The 25,166-nt window shown below is 64.5% G+C and carries 21 protein-coding genes; 10 read left to right on the plus strand and 11 right to left on the minus strand.

Going from position 1 to position 25,166, the window contains the following annotated elements; genetic code table 11:
• Nucleotides 1-72: 72 nt before the first annotated feature.
• The 11 genes from ACS8Y6_RS06890 to pilM form a co-directional block, all read right to left on the minus strand.
• Nucleotides 73-204, minus strand: a complete 132-nt coding sequence (locus ACS8Y6_RS06890) for a hypothetical protein (protein WP_440855267.1) — start codon at nucleotides 202-204, stop codon at nucleotides 73-75.
• Between the two features lie 238 nt (nucleotides 205-442).
• Entirely contained in the window at nucleotides 443-1,849 is a 1,407-nt protein-coding gene (locus ACS8Y6_RS06895; RefSeq protein WP_440855268.1) for an FAD-dependent oxidoreductase, read from the minus strand.
• A gap of 52 nt (nucleotides 1,850-1,901) precedes the next feature.
• Entirely contained in the window at nucleotides 1,902-6,359 is a 4,458-nt protein-coding gene (gene gltB / locus ACS8Y6_RS06900; RefSeq protein ID WP_440849990.1) for a glutamate synthase large subunit, read from the minus strand.
• A gap of 237 nt (nucleotides 6,360-6,596) precedes the next feature.
• The gene (aroB, locus tag ACS8Y6_RS06905) at nucleotides 6,597-7,700 is read right to left on the minus strand and encodes a 3-dehydroquinate synthase (RefSeq protein WP_440855269.1); all 1,104 of its coding nucleotides are present in this window, start codon (nucleotides 7,698-7,700) and stop codon (nucleotides 6,597-6,599) included.
• A complete protein-coding gene (locus ACS8Y6_RS06910; RefSeq protein WP_440855270.1) occupies nucleotides 7,693-8,256 on the minus strand; it encodes an RDD family protein in 564 nt (187 codons plus the stop codon). Before ACS8Y6_RS06910 ends, aroB begins: the two co-directional genes overlap by 8 nt.
• Nucleotides 8,256-8,786, minus strand: a complete 531-nt coding sequence (gene aroK / locus ACS8Y6_RS06915; RefSeq protein WP_440849993.1) for a shikimate kinase AroK — start codon at nucleotides 8,784-8,786, stop codon at nucleotides 8,256-8,258. Before aroK ends, ACS8Y6_RS06910 begins: the two co-directional genes overlap by 1 nt.
• 535 nt (nucleotides 8,787-9,321) lie before the next feature.
• Nucleotides 9,322-11,526 carry a type IV pilus secretin PilQ gene (pilQ, locus tag ACS8Y6_RS06920; RefSeq protein ID WP_440855271.1) on the minus strand — a complete coding sequence of 735 codons (2,205 nt, stop codon included), beginning with the start codon at nucleotides 11,524-11,526 and terminating at the stop codon, nucleotides 9,322-9,324.
• A 31-nt stretch (nucleotides 11,527-11,557) separates the two neighbouring features.
• A complete protein-coding gene (locus ACS8Y6_RS06925) occupies nucleotides 11,558-12,088 on the minus strand; it encodes a pilus assembly protein PilP (protein ID WP_440855272.1) in 531 nt (176 codons plus the stop codon).
• A complete protein-coding gene (locus ACS8Y6_RS06930) occupies nucleotides 12,085-12,756 on the minus strand; it encodes a type 4a pilus biogenesis protein PilO (RefSeq protein WP_440849996.1) in 672 nt (223 codons plus the stop codon). Before ACS8Y6_RS06930 ends, ACS8Y6_RS06925 begins: the two co-directional genes overlap by 4 nt.
• On the minus strand, nucleotides 12,753-13,373 hold the full coding sequence (locus ACS8Y6_RS06935; RefSeq protein WP_440849997.1) for a PilN domain-containing protein: 621 nt from the start codon (nucleotides 13,371-13,373) through the stop codon (nucleotides 12,753-12,755). The genes ACS8Y6_RS06930 and ACS8Y6_RS06935 overlap by 4 nt, the downstream gene beginning before the upstream one ends.
• A complete protein-coding gene (gene pilM / locus ACS8Y6_RS06940) occupies nucleotides 13,370-14,449 on the minus strand; it encodes a type IV pilus assembly protein PilM (RefSeq protein ID WP_440849998.1) in 1,080 nt (359 codons plus the stop codon). Before pilM ends, ACS8Y6_RS06935 begins: the two co-directional genes overlap by 4 nt.
• A 368-nt stretch (nucleotides 14,450-14,817) precedes the next feature.
• On the opposite strand from pilM, the gene ACS8Y6_RS06945 reads away from it, so the two are divergent.
• The 10 genes from ACS8Y6_RS06945 (at nucleotide 14,818) to ACS8Y6_RS06990 (ending at nucleotide 25,151) form a co-directional block, all read left to right on the plus strand.
• Nucleotides 14,818-17,205: a penicillin-binding protein 1A gene (locus ACS8Y6_RS06945; RefSeq protein WP_440849999.1), complete on the plus strand. Its 2,388-nt coding sequence runs from the start codon at nucleotides 14,818-14,820 to the stop codon at nucleotides 17,203-17,205.
• 61 nt (nucleotides 17,206-17,266) lie between these two features.
• Complete coding sequence (locus ACS8Y6_RS06950) at nucleotides 17,267-17,899, plus strand: hypothetical protein (RefSeq protein ID WP_440850000.1); 633 nt, start codon at nucleotides 17,267-17,269, stop codon at nucleotides 17,897-17,899.
• 499 nt (nucleotides 17,900-18,398) lie between these two features.
• Complete coding sequence (locus tag ACS8Y6_RS06955) at nucleotides 18,399-19,118, plus strand: GntR family transcriptional regulator (protein WP_440850001.1); 720 nt, start codon at nucleotides 18,399-18,401, stop codon at nucleotides 19,116-19,118.
• A 79-nt stretch (nucleotides 19,119-19,197) separates the two neighbouring features.
• Entirely contained in the window at nucleotides 19,198-20,190 is a 993-nt protein-coding gene (locus tag ACS8Y6_RS06960; protein WP_440850002.1) for an ABC transporter substrate-binding protein, read from the plus strand.
• 5 nt (nucleotides 20,191-20,195) lie between these two features.
• The gene (locus ACS8Y6_RS06965; RefSeq protein WP_440850003.1) at nucleotides 20,196-21,083 is read left to right on the plus strand and encodes an ABC transporter permease; all 888 of its coding nucleotides are present in this window, start codon (nucleotides 20,196-20,198) and stop codon (nucleotides 21,081-21,083) included.
• Between the two features lie 29 nt (nucleotides 21,084-21,112).
• The gene (locus ACS8Y6_RS06970; protein ID WP_440850004.1) at nucleotides 21,113-21,979 is read left to right on the plus strand and encodes an ABC transporter ATP-binding protein; all 867 of its coding nucleotides are present in this window, start codon (nucleotides 21,113-21,115) and stop codon (nucleotides 21,977-21,979) included.
• An 86-nt stretch (nucleotides 21,980-22,065) separates the two neighbouring features.
• Nucleotides 22,066-23,064, plus strand: coding sequence for an ABC transporter substrate-binding protein (locus ACS8Y6_RS06975; RefSeq protein ID WP_440850005.1), 999 nt, complete (start codon nucleotides 22,066-22,068; stop codon nucleotides 23,062-23,064).
• 21 nt (nucleotides 23,065-23,085) lie between these two features.
• Complete coding sequence (locus ACS8Y6_RS06980; RefSeq protein WP_440850006.1) at nucleotides 23,086-23,760, plus strand: cysteine hydrolase family protein; 675 nt, start codon at nucleotides 23,086-23,088, stop codon at nucleotides 23,758-23,760.
• Nucleotides 23,760-24,491, plus strand: coding sequence for an urea amidolyase associated protein UAAP1 (locus tag ACS8Y6_RS06985; protein WP_440855273.1), 732 nt, complete (start codon nucleotides 23,760-23,762; stop codon nucleotides 24,489-24,491). The genes ACS8Y6_RS06980 and ACS8Y6_RS06985 overlap by 1 nt, the downstream gene beginning before the upstream one ends.
• Before the next feature lie 21 nt (nucleotides 24,492-24,512).
• Entirely contained in the window at nucleotides 24,513-25,151 is a 639-nt protein-coding gene (locus ACS8Y6_RS06990; RefSeq protein WP_440850008.1) for an urea amidolyase associated protein UAAP2, read from the plus strand.
• Nucleotides 25,152-25,166 lie beyond the last annotated feature (15 nt).

Raw genomic sequence — 25,166 nt, forward strand, 5'->3', positions numbered from 1 at the left:
GGCCTGCCACGCTTGGCACGCACACGCGATAATGTCGTCGGTGGCTTGGAAGACGCGGTTGCTCGGGTACGTCTAGCGTAGATGCTGCCACACGTTTTCGGCCGGATTCAGCTCCGGCGTTGCCGGCAGGATGCAACCCATCGACAGCTTGCCCGGGATCTCGCGCTTGGCGGTCGTGTGCCCGCCGGCCGGGTCCATACGCACGATGGCGTGGGTGTGCCGAGGTAGCGCCGATTCTGACCAAGTGATAGGGCATGGTCCGGGTGTTGACGACGGGCAACACCAGCGCAGCACCGGCATCGAGCGCCACTCCGGCAAACATGCGCGATAATATCCCGGCGCAGTCATTGTGGGCCGGGCGGCCCGAGCCTGCAGAGTGATCGGGCGCCACGGGGGTACGGATTCTGGCCCAAAAGGGGGCTACAGTCATCGCGTATTCCGGTCAGACCTCAAGATAATCCAGAATGCCCTTGGCCGCTTCGCGGCCCTCGAACACGGCGGTGACGACTAGATCGGAGCCGCGCACCATGTCGCCACCGGCGAAGATCTTCGGGTTGGTGGTCTGGTGCTTGAAGCGGCCCTGCTCGGGCGCGATCACCCGGCCGCCGTCATCGCATTCGATCTCGTGGGTGTCGAACCAGTCCTGCGGGTTGGGGCGGAAGCCGAAGGCGATGACCACACGATCCGCCTCGATGACTTCCTCGGTGCCGGGCACGGGCTCGGGTCGGCGTCGGCCGCGCTCGTCCGGTTCGCCGAGCTGAGTCGTGACCATCTTGATGCCTTCGACATGGGCGTCGCCCACGATTTCGACCGGCTGGCGATTGAACAGGAACTGCACGCCTTCTTCCTTGGCGTTTTCCACCTCGCGGGCGGAGCCGGGCATGTTCTCTTCGTCGCGCCGGTAGGCACAGATGACTTCCTTGGCGCCCTGGCGAATGGACGTGCGATTGCAATCCATCGCGGTGTCGCCGCCGCCGAGCACGACCACGCGCTGGCCTTTCATGTCGACGAAGGGATGCTCGCCCTTGACGCCGATCTCGCGATTGATGTTGCCGACCAGGAACGGCAGGGCCTCGTACACACCTTTCAGGTCCTCGCCGGGGAAGCCGCCCTTCATGTAGGTGTAGGTGCCCATGCCCATGAACACGGCGTCGTATTCTTCCATCAATTGTTCGATGCTGATGTCGCGGCCGATTTCGACGCCGAGCCGGAATTCCACACCCATGCCTTCCATGACTTCGCGGCGGGTTTCCACGACGTCCTTTTCCAGCTTGAACGGCGGAATGCCGAAGGTGAGCAGGCCGCCGATGCGCGGGTACTTGTCGAACACCACGGCCTTGACGCCGCCGCGCACGAGAATATCCGCTGCACCGAGGCCGGCCGGGCCGGCGCCGATCACGGCGACCTTCTTGTCGGTCCAGACCACGTTGGAGACGTCCGGCCGCCAGCCCTGCTTGAAGGCCTCGTCGGTGATGTATTTCTCGACCGAGCCGATGGTAATGGCGCCGATGCCGTCGTTCATCGTGCAGGCGCCTTCACACAGGCGGTCCTGCGGGCAGATACGGCCGCAGATCTCGGGCAGGGTGTTGGTGGCGTGCGACAGCTCGGCCGCCTCGAACAGATTGCCCTCGTTGACCATCTTGAGCCAGTTGGGGATGTAGTTGTGCACGGGGCACTTCCACTCGCAATACGGGTTGCCGCAGGAAATGCAGCGCCCGGCCTGCTGCGAGGCGGTCTCCTTGTCGAACTGGCCGTAGATCTCGGCGAATTCGTGAATGCGTACGGGCACGGCCACCTTGGCCGGGTCCTGACGCGGTACGTCGAGAAATTGAAGATTGTTCTTTGCCATCGATGTCTCTTGTCGCGATGCGGGATCGGGCCGCGGCCCATGACCGACTGAACTAGGCCGCGCGGGTGAGCGTGTCGAGAATGGTCTCCACGCTTTCCGCCTTGGGCTTGACCAGCCAGAACTGGCCGACGTAGTCGCGGAAGTCCTCCAGGATTTCCGCGCCCCAGGCGCTGCCGGTGGCGTCCACGTAAGCCTCGATGAGCTGATACAGATAGTGGCGATGAGCCTCCATGTTCTCGGATACCACGCGGTGGATATCGATCAGCTCGTGGTTGTAGCGGTCGACGAATTCGCGCTTTTCGTCCAGCACGTAGGCCGCGCCGCCGGTCATGCCGGCGCCGAAGTTGACGCCGGTGCCGCCGAGCACGACCACGCAGCCGCCGGTCATGTATTCGCAGCCGTGATCGCCCACGCCCTCGACCACCGCGGTGGCCCCCGAGTTGCGCACGCCGAAGCGCTCGCCGGCCTGGCCGGCCGCATACAGCGTGCCGCCGGTGGCACCGTACAGGCAGGTATTGCCGATGATTGCCGCCTCGCGCGCCACGAAATCGGAATTTTCCGGCGGACGGATGATGATGCGGCCGCCGGCCATGCCCTTGGCGACATAGTCGTTGGCGTCGCCGGTGAGCTGCAGATGCAGCCCGCCGGCGTTCCACACACCGAAGCTCTGGCCGGCGGTACCGGTGAGCGCCAGCGTGATGGGCGCATCCTCCATGCCGAGATTGCCGTGGCGGGACGCGATCTCGCCCGACACCCGCGCGCCGATGGAGCGATCGCTGTTGCGCACGTCATATTCGAACCGGCCGCCCGACTTGTTCTCGATCGCGTCCAGCGTGTCCGCGACCATGCGCTCGGCCAACTCGCCCTTGTCGAAGGGTTCGTTGTGCGGCGAGACACAGTACATTGGCTTGTCGTCGGCCAGCCCGCCCTTGGACAGCAGCGGTTTCAGGTTCAGGCCGGCCTGTTTGGAGGTCTCGCCGGGCAGGATTTCCAGCAGATCGGTACGCCCGATCAGATCCTCCAGCCTTTTCACGCCGATCGAGGCCATGATCTCGCGGGTGTCCTGGGCGATGAAGCGGAAGAAGTTCTGCACCATTTCCGGGATGCCGATGAAATAGCGCTCGCGCAGTGTCTCATTCTGCGTGGCAACACCCGTCGCGCAGTTGTTCAGATGACACACGCGCAGGTACTTGCAGCCGAGGGCCACCATCGGGCCGGTGCCGAAGCCGAAGGATTCGGCCCCCAGGATCGCCGCCTTGATCACGTCCAGCCCGGTCTTGAGACCGCCGTCGGTCTGCACCCGGACCTTCTCGCGCAGGTCGTTGGCGCGCAGGGTCTGGTGGGTTTCCGACAGGCCCAGTTCCCACGGCGTGCCGGCATAGCGCACGGACGTCAGCGGCGAGGCGCCCGTGCCGCCGTCATAGCCGGAGATGGTGATCAGGTCGGCGTAGGCCTTGGCCACGCCGGCCGCGATCGTGCCCACGCCGGGTCCGGCCACCAGCTTGACCGAGACCAGCGCCTTCGGATTGACCTGCTTGAGGTCGAAGATCAGCTGGGCCAGGTCCTCGATCGAGTAGATGTCGTGGTGTGGCGGCGGGCTGATCAACGCCACGCCGGGCCGCGAATAACGCAGCCGGGCGATCATCTCGTTGACCTTGTGGCCGGGCAGCTGGCCGCCTTCGCCGGGCTTGGCGCCCTGGGCGATCTTGATCTGCAGCACTTCGGCGTTGACCAGGTAATGCGGCGTGACGCCGAACCGGCCGGAGGCCACCTGCTTGATCTTGGACATCTTGTCGGTGCCGAAGCGGGCCGAATCCTCGCCACCTTCGCCGGAGTTCGAGCGCCCGCCCATGCGGTTCATGCCCTGGGCCAGCGACTCGTGCGCCTCGGGCGACAGGGCGCCCAGACTCATGCCGGCGGAATCGAAGCGTGGCGTGATGTCCTCGATCGACTCGACTTCGTCGATGTCGATTGGCGCCAGGTCATCGCGCAGGCCGAGCAGATCGCGCAGCACGGCGACCGGCCGGCCCTGCACCACGCGGGCGTATTCCTGGTACTTGGCGTACTCGCCGGACGACACGGCTTCGTGCAGCGTGGCGATCACGTCCGGGTTGTAGCAGTGGTATTCCTGGCCGTAGACGAACTTGAGGATGCCGCCCTGGTCGATCGCGATACGCGTGTTCCAGGCGTGCTCGGCCAGATGCGCGGCATCGGCCTGCAGATGCGCGAAGCTTGCCCCGCCGATACGCGAAACCGTACCCGAAAAGCACAGATCCACGACCTCGTCGGCCAGGCCCACGATCTCGAACAGCTGGGCACCGCGGTAGCTGGTGACCGTGGAGATGCCCATCTTGGACATGATCTTGTACAGGCCTTTATTGATGCCCTTGCGATACGAGGCGCACAGTTCGTCGGCGTCGCGATCGTGGATCTGGCCGACCTGTACCAGATCGTTCAGGCATTCGTAGGCCAGATACGGATGGATCGCGGTTGCGCCGTAGCCGATCAGGCAGGCGAAATGATGGGCATCGCGTGCCGTGGCCGTATCCACGACGAGGTTGGCGTCGCAGCGCAGGTTCTCGCGGGTCAGGCGGTGATGCACCGCGCCGGTGGCCAGCAGCGCCTGGATCGGCAGCTGCCCTTGTTCGACGTTGCGATCGGTGAGCACGATGATGGTCTTGCCGCCGCGGACCTCGTCGACCACGCGATCGCACAGCGCCTCGATCGCCTCGCGCAGATCGTCGTTGGCCGGATAGGTCAGATCCAGCGTGACGTTCGCATAGTCTTCATCCTCGACCGACAGCAGGCGCCGGAACTTGCCGGTGGACAGCACCGGCGAATCGACCACCAGCCGCTTGGCGCGGGCCTCGGATTCGTCGAAGACATTCAGTTCGCGGCCGAAGCAGGTCTCCAGACTCATCACGATACGCTCGCGCAGCGGATCGATCGGCGGATTGGTGACCTGGGCGAACTGCTGGCGGAAATAATCGAAGACCACGCGGTCCACACGGGACAGCACCGGGAACGGTGTGTCGTCGCCCATCGAGCCGGTGGCTTCCTGGCCGGCCTCGGCCAGCGGGCGCAATACCTGATCGCGCTCTTCGAAGGTCACATGGAACAGTTTTTCCAGCGATTTGAGGCGTGGGCGCTCCATCCAGGCTTCGTCGCGCGTATCGGTCAGGCGCGACTCGAGGATACGGGAATGCTTTTTCAGCCACTGCTTGTACGGCGCGCGGCCGGCAAGGCGCGCATCGATGTCGCGCGGGTTGAGCAGCTCGCCGTTATCGGTATCGATCGCCAGCATGTCGCCGGGCTTGAGCCGGCCCTTGGTGACCACGTCCTCGGGCTTGTAGTCCCACACGCCGATCTCGGAGGCCAGCGTGATGTGGCGATCCTTGGTAATCACGTAGCGCGCCGGGCGCAGGCCATTGCGGTCCATGGCGCAGGCGGCATAGCGGCCGTCGGTGAGCACGATGCCCGCCGGGCCGTCCCAGGGCTCCATGTGCATGGAGTTGTATTCGTAGAAGGCACGCATGTCGGCCGACATATAGTCGACGTTCTGCCAGGCCGGCGGCATCAGCAGGCGCATGGCATAGAAAATGTCCATGCCGCCGGCGAGCAGGATCTCGAGCATGTTGTCGAGGCTGCAGGAATCCGAGCCGTCCATGGACACCAGCGGCAGGATGGATTCCAGATCCGGCAGGTCCTTGGAGGCGAATTTGGAGGCCCTGGCGGTGGACCAGTTGCGATTGCCGGTGATGGTGTTGATCTCGCCGTTGTGGGCGAGATACCGGAACGGCTGCGCCAGACGCCACTGTGGCAGCGTGTTGGTCGAAAAACGCTGGTGGAACACGCACAGCGAGGTCTCCAGCCGTTCGTCGGCCAGGTCCTGGTAGAACACGGTGAGATAGCTCGGCATCACCATGCCCTTGAACGAGAACACGCGGGCCGAGAGCGACGGCACGTAGAACGTATCGTCATCGGGCAGGGCGTTCTCGGTGCGCCGGCGGGCGATGATCAGCCGGGTCTCGAACACGTCGCGGTCCATGTCCGCGGGCGCATTGACGAAGATCTGCTCGAAGCGGGGCAGGGTTTCCAGCGCCTCGGCGCCACAGGCCGATTCGGCATCGATCGGCACCTCACGCCAGCCGGCGACCATCAGGCCGGCCGCTTCCAGCTGTTTTTCCAGCTCGGCCCTGGCGGCGCCGGCGGTGTCCTCGTCCAGGCTCAGGAACACAATGCCGCTGGCATAGTGTTCGCCGAGTTCGATGCCGGCTTCGTCGGCGACGGTGCGCAGAAACGAATCGGGCTTCTTGATCAGCAGCCCACAGCCGTCGCCGGTCTTGCCGTCGGCCGCGACCGCCCCACGATGGGTCAGGCGCTCCAGCGCGCCGATCGCGGTATCGACCAGCCAATGGCTGGGCTTGTCGTCCATATGGGCGATCAGGCCGAAGCCGCAGGCGTCTTTTTCGAACTCCGGTGAATAGAGTCCGCCTTCAAGTTTGTGCATAGTCCATTCCCTCGGATGGGCTACAGCCCGGAAAGCCGGGCGCAATTGCGCCGGACCGGCCGGACCTGGAAGTCGTCGCAGCGCAGGCCGCGGCCCGCCAGGCGGGTTACGCAACGGGGGAGCGCGGTTTCGGCAGCAACGGGCGGCGCCAGTCTTCTGGCGCGCGAGCGGTGGAACCGCTGAATTCAATATAAAAGGCCAGCGGGCGACAATCAATCGCCGAACGCTGTCAAGACCTCAGGCGGCCAGATAATGGTGCAGTGTATCGTCCAGCGCCGCACCATAGTTTTCGTAAATCACAGCCTGTCCGATATCGGTCAGCAGCACCAGGCGCAGCGCGCCGGCGGTGACTTTCTTGTCGCGCTGCATCAGGTCGAGAATGCGCCCGGCCGAGGTCTCGCGCGGCGGGGTAGTCGGCAGGCCGGCGGCGGCGATCACCGTTTCGATGCGCGCGACCTGCGCTGCGCTCAGCCAGCCGAGCCGCCGCGACGTGTCGGCCGCCATGCACATGCCCGCGGCCACGGCCTCGCCATGCAGCCAGGCGCCGTAACCGAGTTCGGTCTCGAGCGCGTGACCATAGGTATGGCCGAGATTGAGCAGGGCGCGCTGGCCGGCTTCGCGCTCGTCGGCTACCACCACCTCCGCCTTGTTGGCGCAGGAGCGACGGATGATCTCGGTGATCAGCGCCGGCTCGCGCGCGTTGATGCCGGCCATGTTCGCCTCCAGCCAGTCGAAGAAGCCGGCGTCGCGGATCAGGCCGTACTTGATGACCTCGGCCATGCCGGCGGCGAATTCTCGGGCGGGCAGAGTGGCGAGCACGTCGATGTCGGCCAGCACGCGCTTCGGTTGGTGGAAGGCGCCAATCATGTTCTTGCCCAGGCGATGATTCACGCCGGTCTTGCCACCGACCGAGGAATCGACCTGGGCCAGTAGCGTGGTCGGCACCTGGACGAAATCGATGCCGCGCTGGTAGATCGCGGCGGCGAATCCGGCCAGATCGCCGATGACGCCGCCGCCGAGGGCGACGACGGTCGCGTCGCGCCCGTAGCCGTGGGCCAGCAGGTGCTCGGCAATCGTGTCGAGCGTGGCCATCGATTTATGGGCTTCGCCGTCGGGTAGAATCAGCGTATCGACCGCGTGCCCGGCGTCACGCAATGCGGCCTCGACCGGTTCGCGGTAATGGCGCGCGATCGTGTCGTTGGTCACGATGAGCACCCGCGGCCCGCGGATCGCCCCGTCGTAGGCGGCGGCCCGGCCGATCAGCCCGGGGCCGATGAGGATGTCGTAGGCACGGCTATCGAGTTCGACGCGCAGGGTGCTCGCGGCAGGGGTATCACTCATTGTTCCATCCGGTCTGGGGGTTCGAGGCGTCATCGGCGGCTTCGAATCGAACGGGCTCGACCGTGCGCCGCCGACGCACGACCACGCTGCCGGCGATTTTGTCGTGCCAGCCCTGTTTGCGCGAATCAATGCCCACCCAGATCAGGCCGAGGCCGAACGGCAGGGTGGAGACGTAGTAGCCCAGATAGCGCCGGATCGATTGCCCGGGGCGCAGGCGCTCACCGGTGTCGGCATCGACCACGCGGGCGCCGATCGCCATCTTGCCGGGCGTGGCCTCGCGGGTCAGCCAGAAGATGACGACGACGACCGCCGGCAATAGCCAGTACAGAACCACATGCAGCGGCCCGGGCGGTGCCAGGGCGAGCGCGTCGAAGTTGATGCGTCCGGAAGCGGTGAACAGCTGCGGGGCCGCGCGGCTTGCGCGCGCGGCTCCGGGAATCAGCGACAGCAGAGGGAAGACCAGAAGCAGCAGCAGCGCGCTATCGATGATCGACGCCCATACGCGGATCCAGAATCCGGCATAGATCCACGCGCTGCCGGTTTCCGGCTGCCTCATCAGGCCGTGCCGATGGCTTCCAGCTGCTCGACGATTTCGCGGGCGAGCTTGCGCGCCTGTTGATCGCCGGTGGTGACCACGACGTCCGCGATCGAGCGATACAGCGGGTCGCGAACTTCCATGAGCTGGGTGAGCGTGGCTTCCATATCCTCGCTGCCCGCCAGCAGGGGCCGGCTGTTGGACTTGCGCGTGCGCGCAAGCTGTTGCTCCAGCGAGGTCTCGAGATAGACCACGACGCCGCGGGCGGACAATAGATCGCGCGTGCTCGGGTCAAGCACGGCGCCGCCGCCCGTGGCCATGACGGTGTTGGGCTGTTCCGACAATTCCGCGATCATGTCACGTTCGCGCTTGCGGAAACCTTCTTCACCTTCCATGTCGAAGATGAAGGAGATGTCCACGCCGGTGCGCTTTTCGACTTCCTGATCGGAGTCGACGAACGTCATGCCCTTGAGCTCGGCGATACGCCGGCCCACCGTGGTTTTGCCGGCCCCCATGGGGCCGACCAGATAGATGTTCGGGTTTACTGCCATGTACTCGTTACAAGTAGTTGAATACGAAAGCCACGACCACGGGCCTTAACCCGTGTTCGGATCGTAGGTCGTCGCGCATACGCCGTCCATGCCGAACGGGCTGTCCTGGCCCGGAGGATCGTCGGAGCTGGTGCTGACGTCTGCTGCGGCAGCCGGCACAATAAAAAGCGTTCCGTGTCGTGTCGCTGCCCTGCACGGAGGCCGTGGCACGCAAGCGTACTTTAACCCAACCGAAGACGCTTTTTGGATAGGTTATATCAATTTCGGTCGTGCCGTCGTCGTTCGGACCGGCGGGACGCGGCACGCTCGCGACAGCGCCGACAGTGAGTGTGCCATTTTCGGCCAAGTCTTCGCCACTATTCGGCACCCTTGCGCCAGGCGCGGTTGCGGGTGCGGCCGAAATGATTCTCGATCCGTGGCAGGCGCACAACGATCCGATGTGTTCGTCGCGGTCGGCGGTGGTCGCAATGCCGAATCGGTCGCTTGCATGCCTGCGCCGGCGGCCCGGCCACCGGCGACCCGGGCGTGGCCGGGCTCAGTGGCTGTCCGCCGTCAGATTGTTCTGCAGTATCTTCGGTGTAACGAACACGAGCAGTTCCTGCTTGTTGCGCTGACGCGAATGGTTCTTGAACAGGGCGCCCAGCAGCGGGACCTTGCTCACGAACGGGACATCGCCCGTGGTGTCGCGATTCGTCTGTTCGAAAATGCCGCCGAGCACCACGGTATCGCCGTTATCAACCAGGACCTGGGTGGTGAGGCTTCGGGTGTCGATCGACGGCACCGAGCCGCCCTGGGAGGTCGGGACGTATTTGCCGACCGAATCCTGGGTGACCTTCAGGTTCATGATGACTTTCTTGTTCGGCGTGATCTTGGGCGTGACATCGAGGCTGAGCACCGCTTTCTTGAACTGGACGCTGGTGCCCTGGTTGCTGCCCACGGTGCCGGACTGATAAGGGATTTCCTGGCCCTGTTCGATGTTCGCTTCCTGGCCGTCGGCGGTGATGATGCGCGGTGAGGAGATGATCTCGCCGTTATCCTCCGACTCCATGGCCGACAGCTGCAGATTGAGGCTGAAAGTATCGGAGATGATGCTGGCCGAGAGGAGGCTCGTGGCACTGGTTGCCGGCAGACTGACCGAATAGCCGCCGTTATTGGCACCGTAGGCACTGCTCAACGAGCCAGAACTCTGGGCACTCAGTGCGTTATTGAGCTTGGAGTTGTTGACGCCGGTCTGGGAAATACCCAGGCTGCGGGTGAAATCGCGGTTGGCGATCACGATGCGTGATTCGATCAGCACCTGGCGCACGGGGATGTCGAGGCGATCGATCAGGCTGCGGATCTGGTCGAGTTTTTCGCGTGTATCGGTGACCAGCAGACTGTTGGTGCGATCGTCGACCGTGACATGGCCGCGCGGCGAAAGCAGGGACTGGTTGTTGCCCGAACCGCTGGCGTTAGCCGACGGTGCGGCGTTGCCGCCGCCCGAAGACCCCGTGGCGTGCGGCGCCGCGGTATCGGATTTCAGGATGTTGGCGATGTCCGAGGCGCGGGCGTAGTTGATCTGGATGATCTCGGAATGCAGCGGGGCGAGGTTGTTGGTCGCCTCGCGGGCGGCGGCCTTGGCTTTTTCGCGATTGGCGATCTCGGTCAGCGGCGCGACCGTGATCACATTGTTATTGCGCGTCATGCCCAGGCCCTTGGCATTGAGAATGATATCCAGTGCCTGATCCCAGGGGACGTCGTCGAGCTGCAGGGCAATGGTGCCGGATACGCTATCCGAGACCACCATGTTCACGTTGGCCACGTCGGCAATGATCTGCAGCACCGAGCGGATTTTGATGTTCTGGAACGACAGCGAGATCTTTTTGCCGTTGTACTGTGGGTGGGTCTGCTCGCGCTGTTTCTTCTGGGCGTTGGTGAGCGGCTGCAGTTCGATGTAGAGATGATTGCCGGTCTGATAGGCCAGCCGCTGGAATTGCGCGCCCTTGGCCGGGGTGATGACGATGCGCGTGTTGCCGGAGCGCGACATGGCGTCGACCGTGCGAACGGGCGTGGCGAAATCGGTGACGTCGAGGCGCCTGGCCAGATGTGCGGGCAGCTGGATACCGCGCAGACGTGCCACGATCTTGCCGTCCTTTCGCGTGATGTCGACCGGTGCGTTGGTGCCGTTGAGCGTGATCTCGATACGGCCGGCGCCCTGATCGCCGCGCCGGAAGTCGATGTTCTTGATCGCCGAGGCCGGCCCCGAAGGCGAGCCGGTACCATGCTCGGCGCCCGAGGCACCGGGCGAGGCGGTCTGCGCGGCCGGTGCCTGCGCCGGGCCGCCGAGGTGGACGATCAGCTCGTCGCCCTGGCGCTGGATGTGATAGTTGACCATCTGCGTGAGTTCGACCACCACGCGGGTCTTGCCATCGGCGGCCGCGGCGGTGACCGCCTGGACCGGGCCCTCGGCGATGCGCTGATAGCGTTTGTCGAGCGCGAGTGTGGTATGGGGCAGGTCGATGGATAGACGCGCCGGATTCTCGACCGTGAACACTGACGGCGCCGGCGCCGGCCCGGACAGCTTGAAGCGAAGGCTGACCTGATCGCCGCTGCCGGCCGCGGTACTGATCGATTGCAGCGCGAGCGACCCGGCTGCGGGGGCGGCCATGGCGCCGACGGGCGCCAGCAGCGCCAGGCACGCGGCGACCAGCAGGGCGAGCAGCAGGGCGAGCACTGGCAGGGGGCGGGATCGGTGGGTCATTGGCTTCATGGCTGGTCGAAATCCCCAGGATTCATTGCTGCGGCGGCGCGAGCGTCGCGCCTTGCTTGGTGTAGCCGCCGTTGCCGTCGGGCACGATCTCGGTGAGCGTGACGCCCGCCGGACTGATCGTGTCGACCCGGCCGTAGTGGCGTCCCATGTGGTCGCCGGGGGCGACACGATGCACCACTTGGTCGGGGGCGGCGATCAGGGCGTAGGTCACGCCGTTGCTGGTGATGGTGCCCACCATGCGCAGGGCATCCAGTGGGAACTGTTCGAGCGGATCAAGCGGCCGGTCGAGATTCGGGCGCACGCCATTATTGTTGGCGGGCGCGTGGTTGTTCGGCGCGGCGAACGGTGACCGGCGACCTGCCGGTTTATAGGTGTAGGGCTTGTAGCTGGCTATTTTCGGCATGGGCTTGACCGGCGGCGCCGGTCGCGCCTTGATGCGGGCAACGAAGCTGGCCAGGTCGTCCGTGTTCGATCCACAGGCGCCCAGCACGGCGCACAGGCCGATGACCCCGGCCCAGCGTGCGGCGCGATGCATGGATCGAAACCCCGTCACGACTTGCCCTTCCCGTCTTTGCCGTGAGCCTGCGTGCCGGTAGTGTCGCCGAGATAGCGATAAGTGCTGGCGGTCAGGCTCATGCGCAGCGGGCCCTTGCCCTGCTCACTCTGCGCGGCCTGTCCGCTGCTCTTGCCGACCGGCCGGATGTGCACGTTGCTGATGGTCACGATACGCGGCAGCGCGGCGACATCGGAGACGAACGTGGCGAAATGGTGGAAGTCGCCGGTGACGATCAGGTCGTTCGGCAGTACGGCGTAGAAATCCTTGGTCACTTCGGGTTCGGGCTTGAACAATTCCTCGTCGAGGCCGTTGGCCGAGCGGGTCTGTGAGACGTCGCGCAGCAGGCTTGGTACCTCGGTCTTGCTTGGCAGCTGGGCCAGCAGATTGCCGAACTCGGTCTGCATGGTGGCCAGCTGATCACGATAGGCCCCGAGGTTGGCCACCATCGCCTGCTTGACACGGAACGATTCCTTGAGCTGGCGTTCCTGGTGCCGGGCATCGGCCAGCGCATCGCGCTTGGGCAGCACGAAGTACCAGGCCGCGATCAGCATGATCACGAGCGAGACCGCGGAGATTGCCAGGCCATAGGCCCAGGTCGGCCAGCTGCCGATATTGTTCTGGTCGAGGCTGCGCAGCTCGTCGATGTATTCGCGAAGCGGCCTCATGAGGCATGCCCGCTGCCGGCGGCGTCGCCCGACGTGGCGTTCTGCGTCTGATCGGGCGAGGTGCTATCGACCTTGAGCGTGAAATCCGCCCGGCGCTTGCCGTGGCTGTCATCGCGCTTGATCACGATCAGCCGGGGATTGGTGAACCAGGGCGAATTGTCCAGGTTGGTCATGTACTCCGACACGCGCGCGTTGGATTCGGCCACGCCGTCGAGCGTGGTGGTCGCGCCCTTCTCGTCCAGCCCGGTCAGATAGACGCCATCGGGAATGGTCGCGGTCAGTTGATCGAAGTAGTGGACGATGGCCGAGCGCGAGCGCTGCAACTCGCCGATCACCTGCATGCGGTTGATCAGGTCCTCGCGGGTCTTTTTCAGTTCGCGGATCTCGGCGAGCTGCTTGTCGGCGGTCGCGATCTGTTGCTGCAGATAGTGGTCGCGCGCCTGCTGCGCATCGATCAGATGGTCGTAGTAGAGCACCGGCAATATCCCGACCACGATGACGGTGGCCACGGCGGCGCCCACGAGCTGCGCGATGAAGCGCTTGCGCTTGTATTCGCGCTGCTCGGCCCGCCAGTCCAGCAGATTGATGCGTACAGCCAGGGTCTGCGGATGGCTCATACGGCACCTCGCAGAGCCAGCCCGGCAGCGACCATCAGGCTCGGGGCGTCGGTATCGACGTGATTGCGGCGCGCCGCCGCGCTCGCCAGCATGCCGTCGAGCGGATTGCCCAGGCTCACGGGCCAGGGCAACAATTGCACCAGCGCGTCGTGCAGGCCGGGGTAGAGCGTGGGCGCGCCGACCAGAACGACGTGATCAATCGGTTCGTCGCCCCCGCTGGAGGCGGACTGGTAGAAGGTCAGCGTGCGGTCGATGTGCACCGCCAGCTGTTCGGCGAATTCACGCACGTTCTCGGCGATATCCGGTGCGTTGATCCGGCCGGTACGCAGCTGGGCTCGCAGGGCATCGAAGTCCGGCGTTTCGTAGCGTTCCATCAGGGCGGCGTCGAGCGCGGCCCCGCCAAAACCGATTTCGCGAGCGTACAGGCTAAGGCCTTGGTGCTGGATGGTCAGGCGTGTGGTATCGGGCCCGATGTCGAACACGGCCACGCTGTCGGCATCCGACACACCCGCGATCCGGCGCAACAGCAGCGTGCAGGCATTCTGCAGCGCGTATTCCTCGACATCCACGAGCTGCACCCGCATGTGAGCCATCTCGATCGCGGCGGTGCGCATCTCGATATTGTCGCGCCGGCAGGCGACCAGCAGCACACGGTTGAACTGGGCGTTATCCGGATCGGGCTCGAGCACCTGGAAATCCAGATTCACCTCTTCGATGGGGTGCGGGATATGGTGCTCCGCGTCGAAGTGGATCTGTTGTTCCATCTCGGCGTCGTCGATGCTGGCCGGCATCAGAATGGTCTTGCTGATCACCGATGGCCCGGACACCGCGATCGCCGCATCGCGCGTCCGGCTGCCGCTGCGCTCGAGGGCACGCAGGGTCGCGCGTGCGACGGCTTCGGCGTCGAGGATCTGGAAGTTGCGGATCGCCCCTTCAGGCATCGCCTCGCTGGCATAGGCCAATACCCGGAACTCGTCGCCGGTGCGATCCAGCTCGAGCAGCTTGACCCGCGTGGCGCTGATATCGACCCCCATCAGCCCGCGGCGGCGCCGTATTGGATTCGTCAATCTCCCCATGTGCCGCTTTCCCTGCCGGCCGCGTTCCTGGCGTGACGCATACCGAGATTACCCCCGCGGCCACTATACCCGACCGGCACGGACTGACAACGTTGAAAATATGATAAAGCGTTGAATCGCCGAAAAATGCCGACGAACGGCGCGTCATGGCGTGTCGAAATTTCTTACGGAATGCGCGTGGCGCTCGCCTGATGGGTGCGACCGATGCCTGGGCGCGGCGCCGGCTCGCGGGGTGGCGTCAGCCGTGGCCGCCGGATACCGTGCGCCAGAGTGTCGGGTTCGGCGGTCGCTGTGTGCGACAGCCGTCGCGTCCGGCCGGTATGATGCGCAGTTCGATGTGCTGGAAGTGCCCGTAGGTTGGCGACTCGATGAAGAAAAGATCACGCGGCGTCCGCGTCGTCATAGTGCTGCTGGCCGGGCTGCTGTCGGCGATTACGCTGGCGGTCTGTGTGGTTGCGGGGGTGTATCTGTATTTCGGCCCGCAGCTGCCCGATGCCGGTGATATCGGCCAGGCCCAGTTCAATGAGCCGCTACGGGTCTATACCGCCGACCACAAACTGATTGGCGAATACGGCACCGAGCGCCGCAAGCCGGTGACCTACGACCAGATCCCCAGCCAGCAGGTGAACGCCTTCGTCGCCGCCGAGGACGATCGCTTCTGGCAACACCCGGGGATCGACTATCAGGGCATGATGCGCGCGGTGATCCATCTGATCACGACCGGCCGCAAGACCCAGGGCGGCTCGACCATCACCATGCAGCTCGCCCGCAATCTGTATCTTTCCGATGCCAAGACCTACACCCGTAAGATCAAGGAGATGATTCTGGCGTTGCGGATCGAGTCGAAGCTGACCAAGAAGCAGATCATGGAGTTGTATCTCAACAAGATCTATCTCGGCGAGCGCGCTTACGGCATTGGCGCGGCGGCACAGGTTTACTACAACAAGCCGCTGGACAAGCTCAATCTGTCGCAGCAGGCCATGTTGGCCGGTCTGCCGAAAGCGCCCTCGGCGTTCAACCCGATTGCCAATCCCAAGCGGGCCAAGGAGCGCCGCGATTATGTCCTGCGGCGTATGCACGCCCTCGGTTTCATCGATGCCGCGGCCTGGAAGCGGGCCCGGAATGCACCGGTCACCGCCGGCGAAGGCAGCGGTGAGAAGAACCCGATGCGCTACGAGGCGCGCTACGTGGCCGAGATGGTGCGCCAGGACATGGTGGCGCGCTACGGCGACAAGGCCTACACCGGCGGCTACAGCGTGACCACGACCATCCGCAGCAAGCGCCAGCAGGCGGCCGACCACGCCTTGCGCAAGGATCTGCTGGCCTACGATGCGCGTCATGCCTGGCACGGCCCGGAAAAGACGCTGGATGCTTCCACCGTGGATGATCCGAAAGCACTGCAGGATGCGCTCGACAATATGGTCACGCGCGGCGGGCTGATTCCGGCGGTGGTCCTGTCCACCGACGGCCAGCGGATCCGCCTGATCACCGACCAGTACGGCAAGGTCAGCATCGGCGCCGACCAGATTCCGTGGCTGCATGGGCACAAGGCCGCGAGTACGCTGGTCAAAAAAGGCGATGTGGTGCGTCTGGCGTATACCGGCTCGAAGGATAAGGACAAGCAGTGGACGCTGGCCGAGATTCCCAACGTCCAGGGCGCCCTGGTGGCGATGAACCCCCACACCGGTGGTGTCGAGGCGCTGGTCGGTGGCTTCGACTTCGGGCTGTCGAAATTCAATCGCGCGGTGCAGGCGCGGCGCCAGCCGGGCTCGTCGTTCAAGCCGTTCCTGTATTCCGCCGCGCTGGCCAACGGTTTTACCGCGGCGACGATCGTCAACGATGCGCCCGTGGTGTATCAGGGCTCGGGGGTCGATGACTCGTGGCGCCCGAACAACTACTCCAAGACGATTCACGGGCCCACACGGCTCCGCGAAGGTCTGGTGCATTCGCTGAACCTGGTCTCGATCCGCGTGCTGCGCCGCATCGGCGTGAGCACGGCCATCGACTACATCAGCAAGTTCGGCCTGCCGGCCGACCAGATGCCGCACAACCTGTCGCTCGCGCTCGGCAGCGCGACCTTCTCGCCGCTGCAGATGGCCGGCGGTTTCTCGGTGTTCGCCAACGAGGGCTTCCGGGTCAAGCCGCACTACATCAGCCAGATCACCGACGGGCGGGGCCAGGTCGTCTTCCAGGCCAAGCCGAAGGTCGCCTGCGACAGTGTCGACCATTGCCCGGCGCTGGATCAGACCACCGGGGCCGATGACGCATCGCGGCTGGCGCCGCGGGTCATCCCGGCCGACAACGCCTATATCATCGGCGACATGATGCGGGACGTGATCCGGCACGGCACCGGTCGCGGCGCGCTCAAGCTCGGCCGCAAGGACCTCTCCGGCAAGACCGGCACCACCAACAAGCAGATCGATGCCTGGTTCTCGGGCTTCAATGCCAATCTCGTGACCGTGACCTGGGTCGGCTTCGACAAGCTCACGCCGATGGGCCATGCCGAAACCGGGGCGCACGCGGCGCTGCCGATGTGGACCGATTTCATGGGCACGGTGCTGGCGGGCAAGCCCGAGGCGATCCCGCCCAGGCCCGACGATATTGAAACCGTGCAGATCAATCCCCAGACCGGCCAGCGCGCACTCAACGGCGGCGGCATTCCGGAGATCTTCCGCAAGGGCCACGCACCGACCGTGGAGGAGGCCCGTCATTCGGGCAAGCACGATTCGAGCAACGAAGTTCAGCAGCTGTTCTGATCGAAGACGGCGACCCTATCGAGCGATGTCGCCGCCTTCGTCGATTCATTTGGAGGCGATCATGGCCAGTGCCCGCAAGCAAGCCGCGCAGCGTCAGCAGTTGGCGCAGGTGGCCGCCCGTCTGATGGCCGAACAGGGCATTCGCGACTTCCGCGTCGCCAAGCACAAGGCGGCCCATCAGATGGGGATCGACGTTCGCCAGTCGATTCTGCCCAAGAACAGCGAGATCGAGGCCGCGCTGGCCGAGCATCAGCGCCTGTTCTCCGCCGAGGACCAGCCCGCCGAGCTGGCCGACATGCGGCGCGCGGCGTTGTCGGCCATGCGGCTTCTGGCCGATTTCAAGCCGCGACTGGTGGGCGATGTCTTGTCCGGGCTGGCAAACGCCCATTCGGACATCCAGCTGCATGTTTTCGCCGAACATTCGGAAAGCTTCGACCTGTTTCTGCAAGGGCGGGGCATTCCCTTCGAGATCGCCGAACGTCGTTATCGGTTCGCCGAGGGGCATCGGTTCTACCCGGCATTCCGCTTCGTTGCCGGCGAGCACCGCTTCGAGGCCACGCTGTTTTCCGCTACCGAGATTCGCGAGGCCCCGAGAAGCCTGGTCGACGGCGCGCCGATGGATCGGGCCAATGTCAACCGTCTGATCGAATTGATCGACCAGGCCGAGTTCGAGCGACGCCTCGCCAGTCTCTAACCCGACGCGCTCATTGGCCGGACATGATGGCCTGTGAAGCAATAAACAATGTAATCGTCGGCGAGTGACGGTCGCATGCACCGTCCGGTGGCGCACCCGGCCGTAGACACACAGCCGGCGCGGCATGGATAGGCCGTTATCGGCGTTTTGACGGCCAGGCGCCCCCTCCACGAATCGAGGCAAGGCACGATTGTTTGATTCTGTCGGCGGCGGCTGCGGGATCCCGTTCCACGGCTTGAATGGGGTCGAGTAGCCGCGCCCTGTGTCCCGGCCGCGGAGCCGTTGCCTGCTCTGCAGACATCACCCCCTGACGGCTTCTCCGGAATGGCCGGCCATGCCAGCGGACTGCGCTTCGACAAAGTGCATGCAATCTGGCGGCGCCCCAATTCGGCGCAAATGCCGCAAGATTGGCGGTTTTATCGTCCCTGTGACCGTTATCAGCCGTGTGGCACGCCGTGTGCATGCAATTCAGCACGATTGAATTTGCGCCTCTTGCCCCATGTCGTCATCGCATTCGGACGAAAACCTGTCGCCGAGTCGGTCCCTGCGGACCGGTCAGGCGGTGGACGACATGGTGGCGGTGTTGTCGGAAGAAATCGTGTCGGGCCAATGGCCGCCGGGCAGCCGGCTGCCGGCCCAGCACATCGCGCGCCGTTTCTCGGTGTCGCGAACGCCGGTTCGGGAAGCGCTGAGTCAGCTCTGTGCCATGGGGTTGGCTGAAAGCCGGCCCCACCGCGGTGTGATCACCGCACAGATATCGCAGAGCGGCCTGCTCGCCATGTTCGAAGCCATGGCGGAATTGGAAGCGTGTTGTGCACGATTGAGTGCGCAGCGCATGACGCTCGCCGAACGCCACCAGTTGAGTGCGATGCATGAAGGCTCGCGCGATTTGCGGATAGCCACGCGCTCGGACGAATACGCTGCCTTCAACGACGAGTTCCACTCGTTCATCTATCAAGGCTCGAAAAGCGATTATTTGATCGAGTTGACGCTGTCGACCCGCGCCCGACTGGCGCCTTTTCGTCATACCCAGTTTCGGGTCGCGCGACGGCCGGCGCATTCCTTCGCCGAACACAGCGAGATTGTTGCGGCGATCTCCGCGGGGGATGCCGAGCGAGCCGCCGAGGCCGTGCGCCGGCATGTTCTGTCGGTCGCCCACGTATCGAGCGACTACGTCGCCGCCCGCTCCCGGACCCGGGAGTCGCCATGCGCGGATTGAGCACGGACCGATCCGGCGCGCGGGCTGATCCCTCTTTTTTCGAAACTGTCACGACTGTCTTCTTTCCCAGGAGCGCATGATGAGAAAACTATTCAGGTACATGCTGATCGTCCTGACCCTCGGTATCGGTCTGCAGGTCGCCGCGCCGGCGATGGCCAAGGGGCCGATCACCATCGGCATCAGCGACTGGCCGGGCTGGGTGGCCTGGTATATCGCCGAGCAGAAAGGCTATTTCAAGAAGTACGGCGCCAACGTGAAGCTGGTCTGGTTTCCGTCGTACATCGATTCGGTCCAGGCGCTGGCCGCCGACAAGCTGGACGCCAACAGCCAAGCGCTGATCGACACGCTCGCGCCGATCGAGAAGGGCGCCCCGCTCAAGGTCGTGCTGGTGACCGACAACTCCGCCGGCAACGATGCGTTCATGGCCAAGCCCGGCATCACGAGTCTCAAGCAGCTCAAGGGCAAGACCGTCGCCTTCGAGCGTTATTCGATCGAGAACTATCTGGCCTATACCGCGTTCAAGCGGCAAGGGCTGAACATCGACGACAGCAATATCGTGAGCATGACCACCGGCAGTGCGGCCTCGGCGCTGATGGCCGGGCGGGTCTCGGCAGCCGGTGTGTGGAACCCCTGGATCAACCGCATCCAGCAGCACGGCAAGGGGCATGCCTTGTTCACCAGCGCGTCGGCCCCGGGTCTCATTCCGGACTTGCTGGTGGCACAGCAGAAGTCCCTCAAGGCCAATCCCGAGCAATACAAGGCCATCGCCCAGGCCTGGTTCGCGGTCGTCCGGTTCATCAAGACGCATCCGCAAGAAGCCGCCGCGATCATGGCGCCGCATGTCGATCTGAAGCCCAAGGAATACGAGTTGTCGCTCAAGGGCACTCGTTTCTTCGGCGAAAGACTCAATCAGACGGCCATGCATGAAAGCGATGCCCCGGAGTCGCTGTATACCAGCACCCGGGATACCGCGGCGTTCCTGATGAAGTCCGGCAAGCTGGCCAAACAGCCTAATCCGGCTTCATTCATCGATGCGAGCGTGGTCAATCAGGCCATCGCCTCGCAGGACTGAATGCCATGAAGAGCGAGGCGGTTGCCCAGGCGCCGGCAGCGCATGCCGGCACCGACAAGCCTTTTGCAGGGGATCGCGCGGTGACAGCGGCCGGGGCGCGGCCGGCGGTTCGCCGTCGCCCGCGGCTCCGGCTGCAACAGTCGATTCCGCGCAAGCTGTACGTCACGTTGTCGATACTGGGTTTCGTGGTGCCGCTGGTGGTATGGGAACTGCTGTCGCGCAGCGGCCTGATCGACAGCATGTTCCTGCCGACGCCGGCAGACGTGGTCGAGCAGGCCTGGGCCTGGGCGCACGGTTCGCTCGCGCAGGACACCTGGGCCAGCATCCTTCGGGTAACGAGCGGTTTCGTACTGGCCGCCTGTCTGGGGGTGCCGCTCGGCGTGTTCATCGGCTCGTTCAAGGCCGTGGAAGGCTTCTTCCAGCCGATCAACGATTTCGTGCGCTACATGCCGGCGGCCGCCTTCATTCCGCTGATGATTCTCTGGGTCGGCATTGGTGAAGGCTCGAAGATCGCGATCATCTTCATCGGTGTCTTCTTCCAGATCATCGTGATGGTGGCGGACGTGGTCCGGCAGGTGCCCGGCAGCTGGCTTGAAGCCTCGTACACGCTGGGGGCAACCCGGGGCGAGGCACTGCGACTGGTGATCTGGCGCGGCAGCCTGCCGCCGCTGATCAACATCCTGCGCGTGAACATGGGCTGGGCCTGGACCTATCTGGTGGTGGCCGAAATGGTGGCGGCGAACAAGGGGCTGGGGTACGCGATCCTGCAGGCCCAAAGGTTCATGAACACCGCCACCATCTTCGCCGGGATTCTGATCATCGGCGTAATCGGCCTGCTGTTCGACCTGTTCTTCCGTCAGCTGCACCGGCGGCTGTTCCCCTGGCTGCACTGAACGCGCCCACGCATCCGAAGGAATCCGAGATGAGCGATCAAGTACTGCACATCGAATCCGTGGAGAAACGCTACCCCGACGGCCACGGCGGCATGCAGACCGTGCTCGACGATATTTCGCTGCGCGTCGAGCCGGGCGAGTTCGTCACCGTGATCGGGGCCTCGGGCTGCGGCAAATCGACCCTGCTGCGCCTGGTGGCCGGGCTCGAGCATGCCCAGGGCGGCGTCATCCGGCTGGGCGATCGAGTGGTCGATCAGCCGGGGGCCGATCGCGGCATGGTGTTTCAGCACTACACGCTGTTTCCCTGGCTCACGGTCAAGCAGAACGTGATGTTTTCGCTGGAACTCGGCGCCAACATGCGGGCGATCGAAACCGAAAGCGAGCTCTCGGGGCTGGTGGATCGCGCCTATGCGCTGATCGAGATGATGGGGCTGGACGACCGTCGCGATCATTATCCCAATCAACTCTCCGGCGGGATGCAGCAACGCGTGGCGATCGCCCGCGCGCTGTTGTCACGTCCGCGGGTGCTGCTCATGGACGAGCCCTTCGGCGCGCTGGATGCCCAGACCCGCGAGGTCATGCACGACCTGATCCTGCAGCTGTTCGCCGTGGAGCCGACCACCGTGATGTTCGTTACCCACGATGTAGAAGAAGCCGCCTATCTGGGCGATCGGGTGGTCGTGCTGGCGCCGCATCCCGGCCGGATCGACGGTATCCATGACATGGCCTGGGGCCGTGAGCGCGAGCCGGCGCTCAAGCTCGATCCGGAATTCACCCAGGTCAAGGGGCAGCTGACCGAGCGGATCCGGGCGACTTCCGGCATGGAGGCCGACCACAAACTGATCGAGCGCATGACCGCGCTCGGCCGCCGTATGCAAGGCCGCGGCGCCCGCTGATCCGCGACGTCCCACGTGTTTCGAATTGCCCTGTTTGCGTATCCGGCCGTTCAACGCGGCCCTGTCTTGAGAACTGGAGATCGATCATGAAACGGAACCCATCGTGCCGTGCTCGTTGCGGCCTTATCGCCATCCTCACACTGGTCGCCGTGTCACTGGCCGGACCGGTGCTGGCGGCGCAACCGCTCAAGCTTGGCGTGGTCAACTGGATCGGCTACGGGCCGCTCTACGTGGCCGATGCCAAGGGCTATTTCAAGGCCGAGGGGGTGCCGGTTCAACTCGTCACCTTCAGCGATAATGCCACCATGCCTTCGGCTGTGGCGGGAGGCGCGGTGGACAGCGCGACGCTGACCTACGACCAGGTCATCAATGCCGACGCGAAAGGCCGCACGCTGCAGGTCGTGATGCCGATCGACTACTCGGACGGCGCCGATGCCATCGTCGCGGCCCGGTCGATCACGAAGATCGCACAGCTCAAGGGCCAGAAGGTGGCCTTCAATCCGCTGTCACCGTCTGCGTTCCTGCTCGACTACGCGCTCGAACAGAACGGGTTGAAGCCGGGCGATATCCAGCCCGTATCGATGACGCCCGACGATGTACCCAGCGCCATGCTCGGCGGCTCGATCAAGGTCGGCGTGACCTACGAGCCCAGCGTGTCGCGTATCGTCGACCACGGCAAGGGCTTCCACGTGCTGTATTCCTCGCATCAGGCCCCGGGCCTGATCACCGATGTGCTGGTGTTCAAGAAAAGCTACATCGCGGCGCATCGCGATCAGATCAAGGCCGTGATCCGGGCTTACCTCAAGGGCCTGGATTTCATGCAGTCGCACCCGCAGGACGCCGCGGCCATCATCGGCAAGCAGCTGCGGCTCGATACCGATCAGGTGGCCGCCCAGCTCAAGGGCGTGAAGAACCTGCCACTGGACCAGATGCCGGCGACCTTCGCTCCGGGCTCCAGCAGCCAGTCGTTCTATGTCAGCGGCAAGGTCATCAGCCAGGTTCTGCTGCGCAAGAAGCAGATCGAGGCGGCGCCGAAGATCGCGGACACGATCGATCCGGGCATCGTGCAATCGCTGTCCCGCTGATCGGTCGATCGCCGAATCGCCATGAGTCGAGCACTACTCGTCATCGATATGCAGCGCGATTTCTGCGAGGCCGGCGGCTATGCGGTCGCCTGCGGGCTGGATATCGCGCTGCTGAGGCAGCCGATCGATCCGATCGCCCGATTGATCGCGGCCGCACGCGAGCATGACATCGCCGTGATCTACACCCGGGAGGGCCATCGCCCGGATCTGACCGACTGTCATCCGGCGAAGCTCGCACGCAGCGCGGCTTGTGGGGCGGCGATCGGTGCGCGCGCAAACCTCGGGCGCTATCTGGTGCGCGGCGAGCCCGGGCATGCCGTCGTGCCCGAGCTGGCCCCGGCCGCCGGCGATCCGATCGTCGACAAACCCGGCTACGGCGCTTTCTACCAGACCGATCTCGAGCTGTTGCTGCAAGCCCGGGGCACGACCCATCTGTATGTCACCGGCGTGACCACCGATATCTGCGTGCACTCGACCCTGCGCGAGGCCATTGATCGCGGCTATGAATGCGTGACCGTCGCCGATGCCTGCGCGGCGGCTGATGCGTCCATTCATGCCGCGGCGCTGGGCCTGATCGAGGGCCCGGAGGGGCCGATTCTCGGCCGGGTACGCGATAGCGCGACGGTGCTGGCCGGTTGGGGCCAGAGGCTGCCACCCGCCGCTTTGAACCATGCCAATCGAGGAGCCCACACCTGATGCCAAGCCAAACCATCGATTACGAAACCCATCTGCCGGGTGGCCAGCACTGGTCACTGCGGCTGCGCCGCGGGACCACGATGCGTCTGACGGCCGCCGAGGCCGGCGCCAATGTCGGGTTGTTGATGTACAACCCGGAGAACCTGCTGGAACGGCTGAACCTGCCGGACACCCTCAAGTGCCAGCACACCTTCAAGCTGACCCGTGGCCACTGCCTGTATTCCGATATGGGCCGGATCTTTGCCTCGATCATCGCCGACGATCTCGGCTGGCACGACAGCGTCGGCGGCAATCTGAATGCCGGGCACATGGTGGCCAAGGGCTGGCAGCCGGTCAGCTTTCAGGCCGCGCTCAACGACCGGACCCAGACCGGCCACGACAGTTTCCTGATCGAACTGGCCAAATACGGCCTCGGCGCGCGTGATCTGGCGGCCAATCTGAATCTGTTCTCCAAGGTGGTGGCCGACGATACCGGGCGGCTGAGCTATGTGCCCGATCATTGTCCGGCCGGGGCCGCGGCCACCCTGCGTTTCGAGATGGACATGCTGGTGGCCCTGCATACCTGCCCGCATCCGCTCGATCCCAGCGCCGACTATCCCAGGCGCGGCGTGGATATCGCGCTGGGCACCGCGCCGCCGCCGGACGAAAACGATGTCTGTTGGGCGCATTGCGCCGAGAACGCCCGCGGTTTCGCCAACAATCGCCTGTATCACCTCGGCGCCCCGCGCTAGACAGGATTCGAGGAGTTCATCATGACCATCGCGAGTGCCCGGCGTGTCGAAAACGCCGTTACCCGCCATCTGATCGATGCCGGCGATCATTACATCGGCCCGGTCAAGGCCGGCCAGACGATTCGCATCGTCGATGTCGACGGCAACGAAGCCGCCGACACGCTGTTCTTCAATGCCGACAATCCGTCCGAGCGCTATAGCTGCATGGATACGCTCCGCGAGCAGGGCCAAGTCTATCTGACCACCGGCAGCGAACTGCGCTCGACTCTCAATAACGTGATGCTGACCATCACCGCCGATACGGTCGGACGCCACGACACGCTCGGCGGCGCCTGTGCCAGTGAATCGAACACGGTCCGCTACGACCTGGAAAAACGGCATATGCATTCCTGTCGCGACAACTGGATGCTGGCCATCGCCAATCATCCGGAATACGGCATCGACAAACGCGATATCGCGCACAACATCAATTTCTTCATGAACGTGCCGGTGACCGCCGATGGCGAGCTGTACTTCGACGACGGCATCTCCGGGCCCGGCAAGTATGTGGAAATGGTCGCCGCCATGGATGTGGTGGTGCTGATTTCCAACTGCCCGCAGCTCAACAACCCTTGCAGCGGTTTCAATCCCACACCGCTGGAAATGTTGATCTGGGATTGATCCGAATACAGACCA

Origin of the sequence: Salinisphaera sp. RV14 (genome assembly GCF_052044135.1) — a bacterium.
Classification (GTDB): Bacteria; Pseudomonadota; Gammaproteobacteria; order Nevskiales; family Salinisphaeraceae; genus Salinisphaera.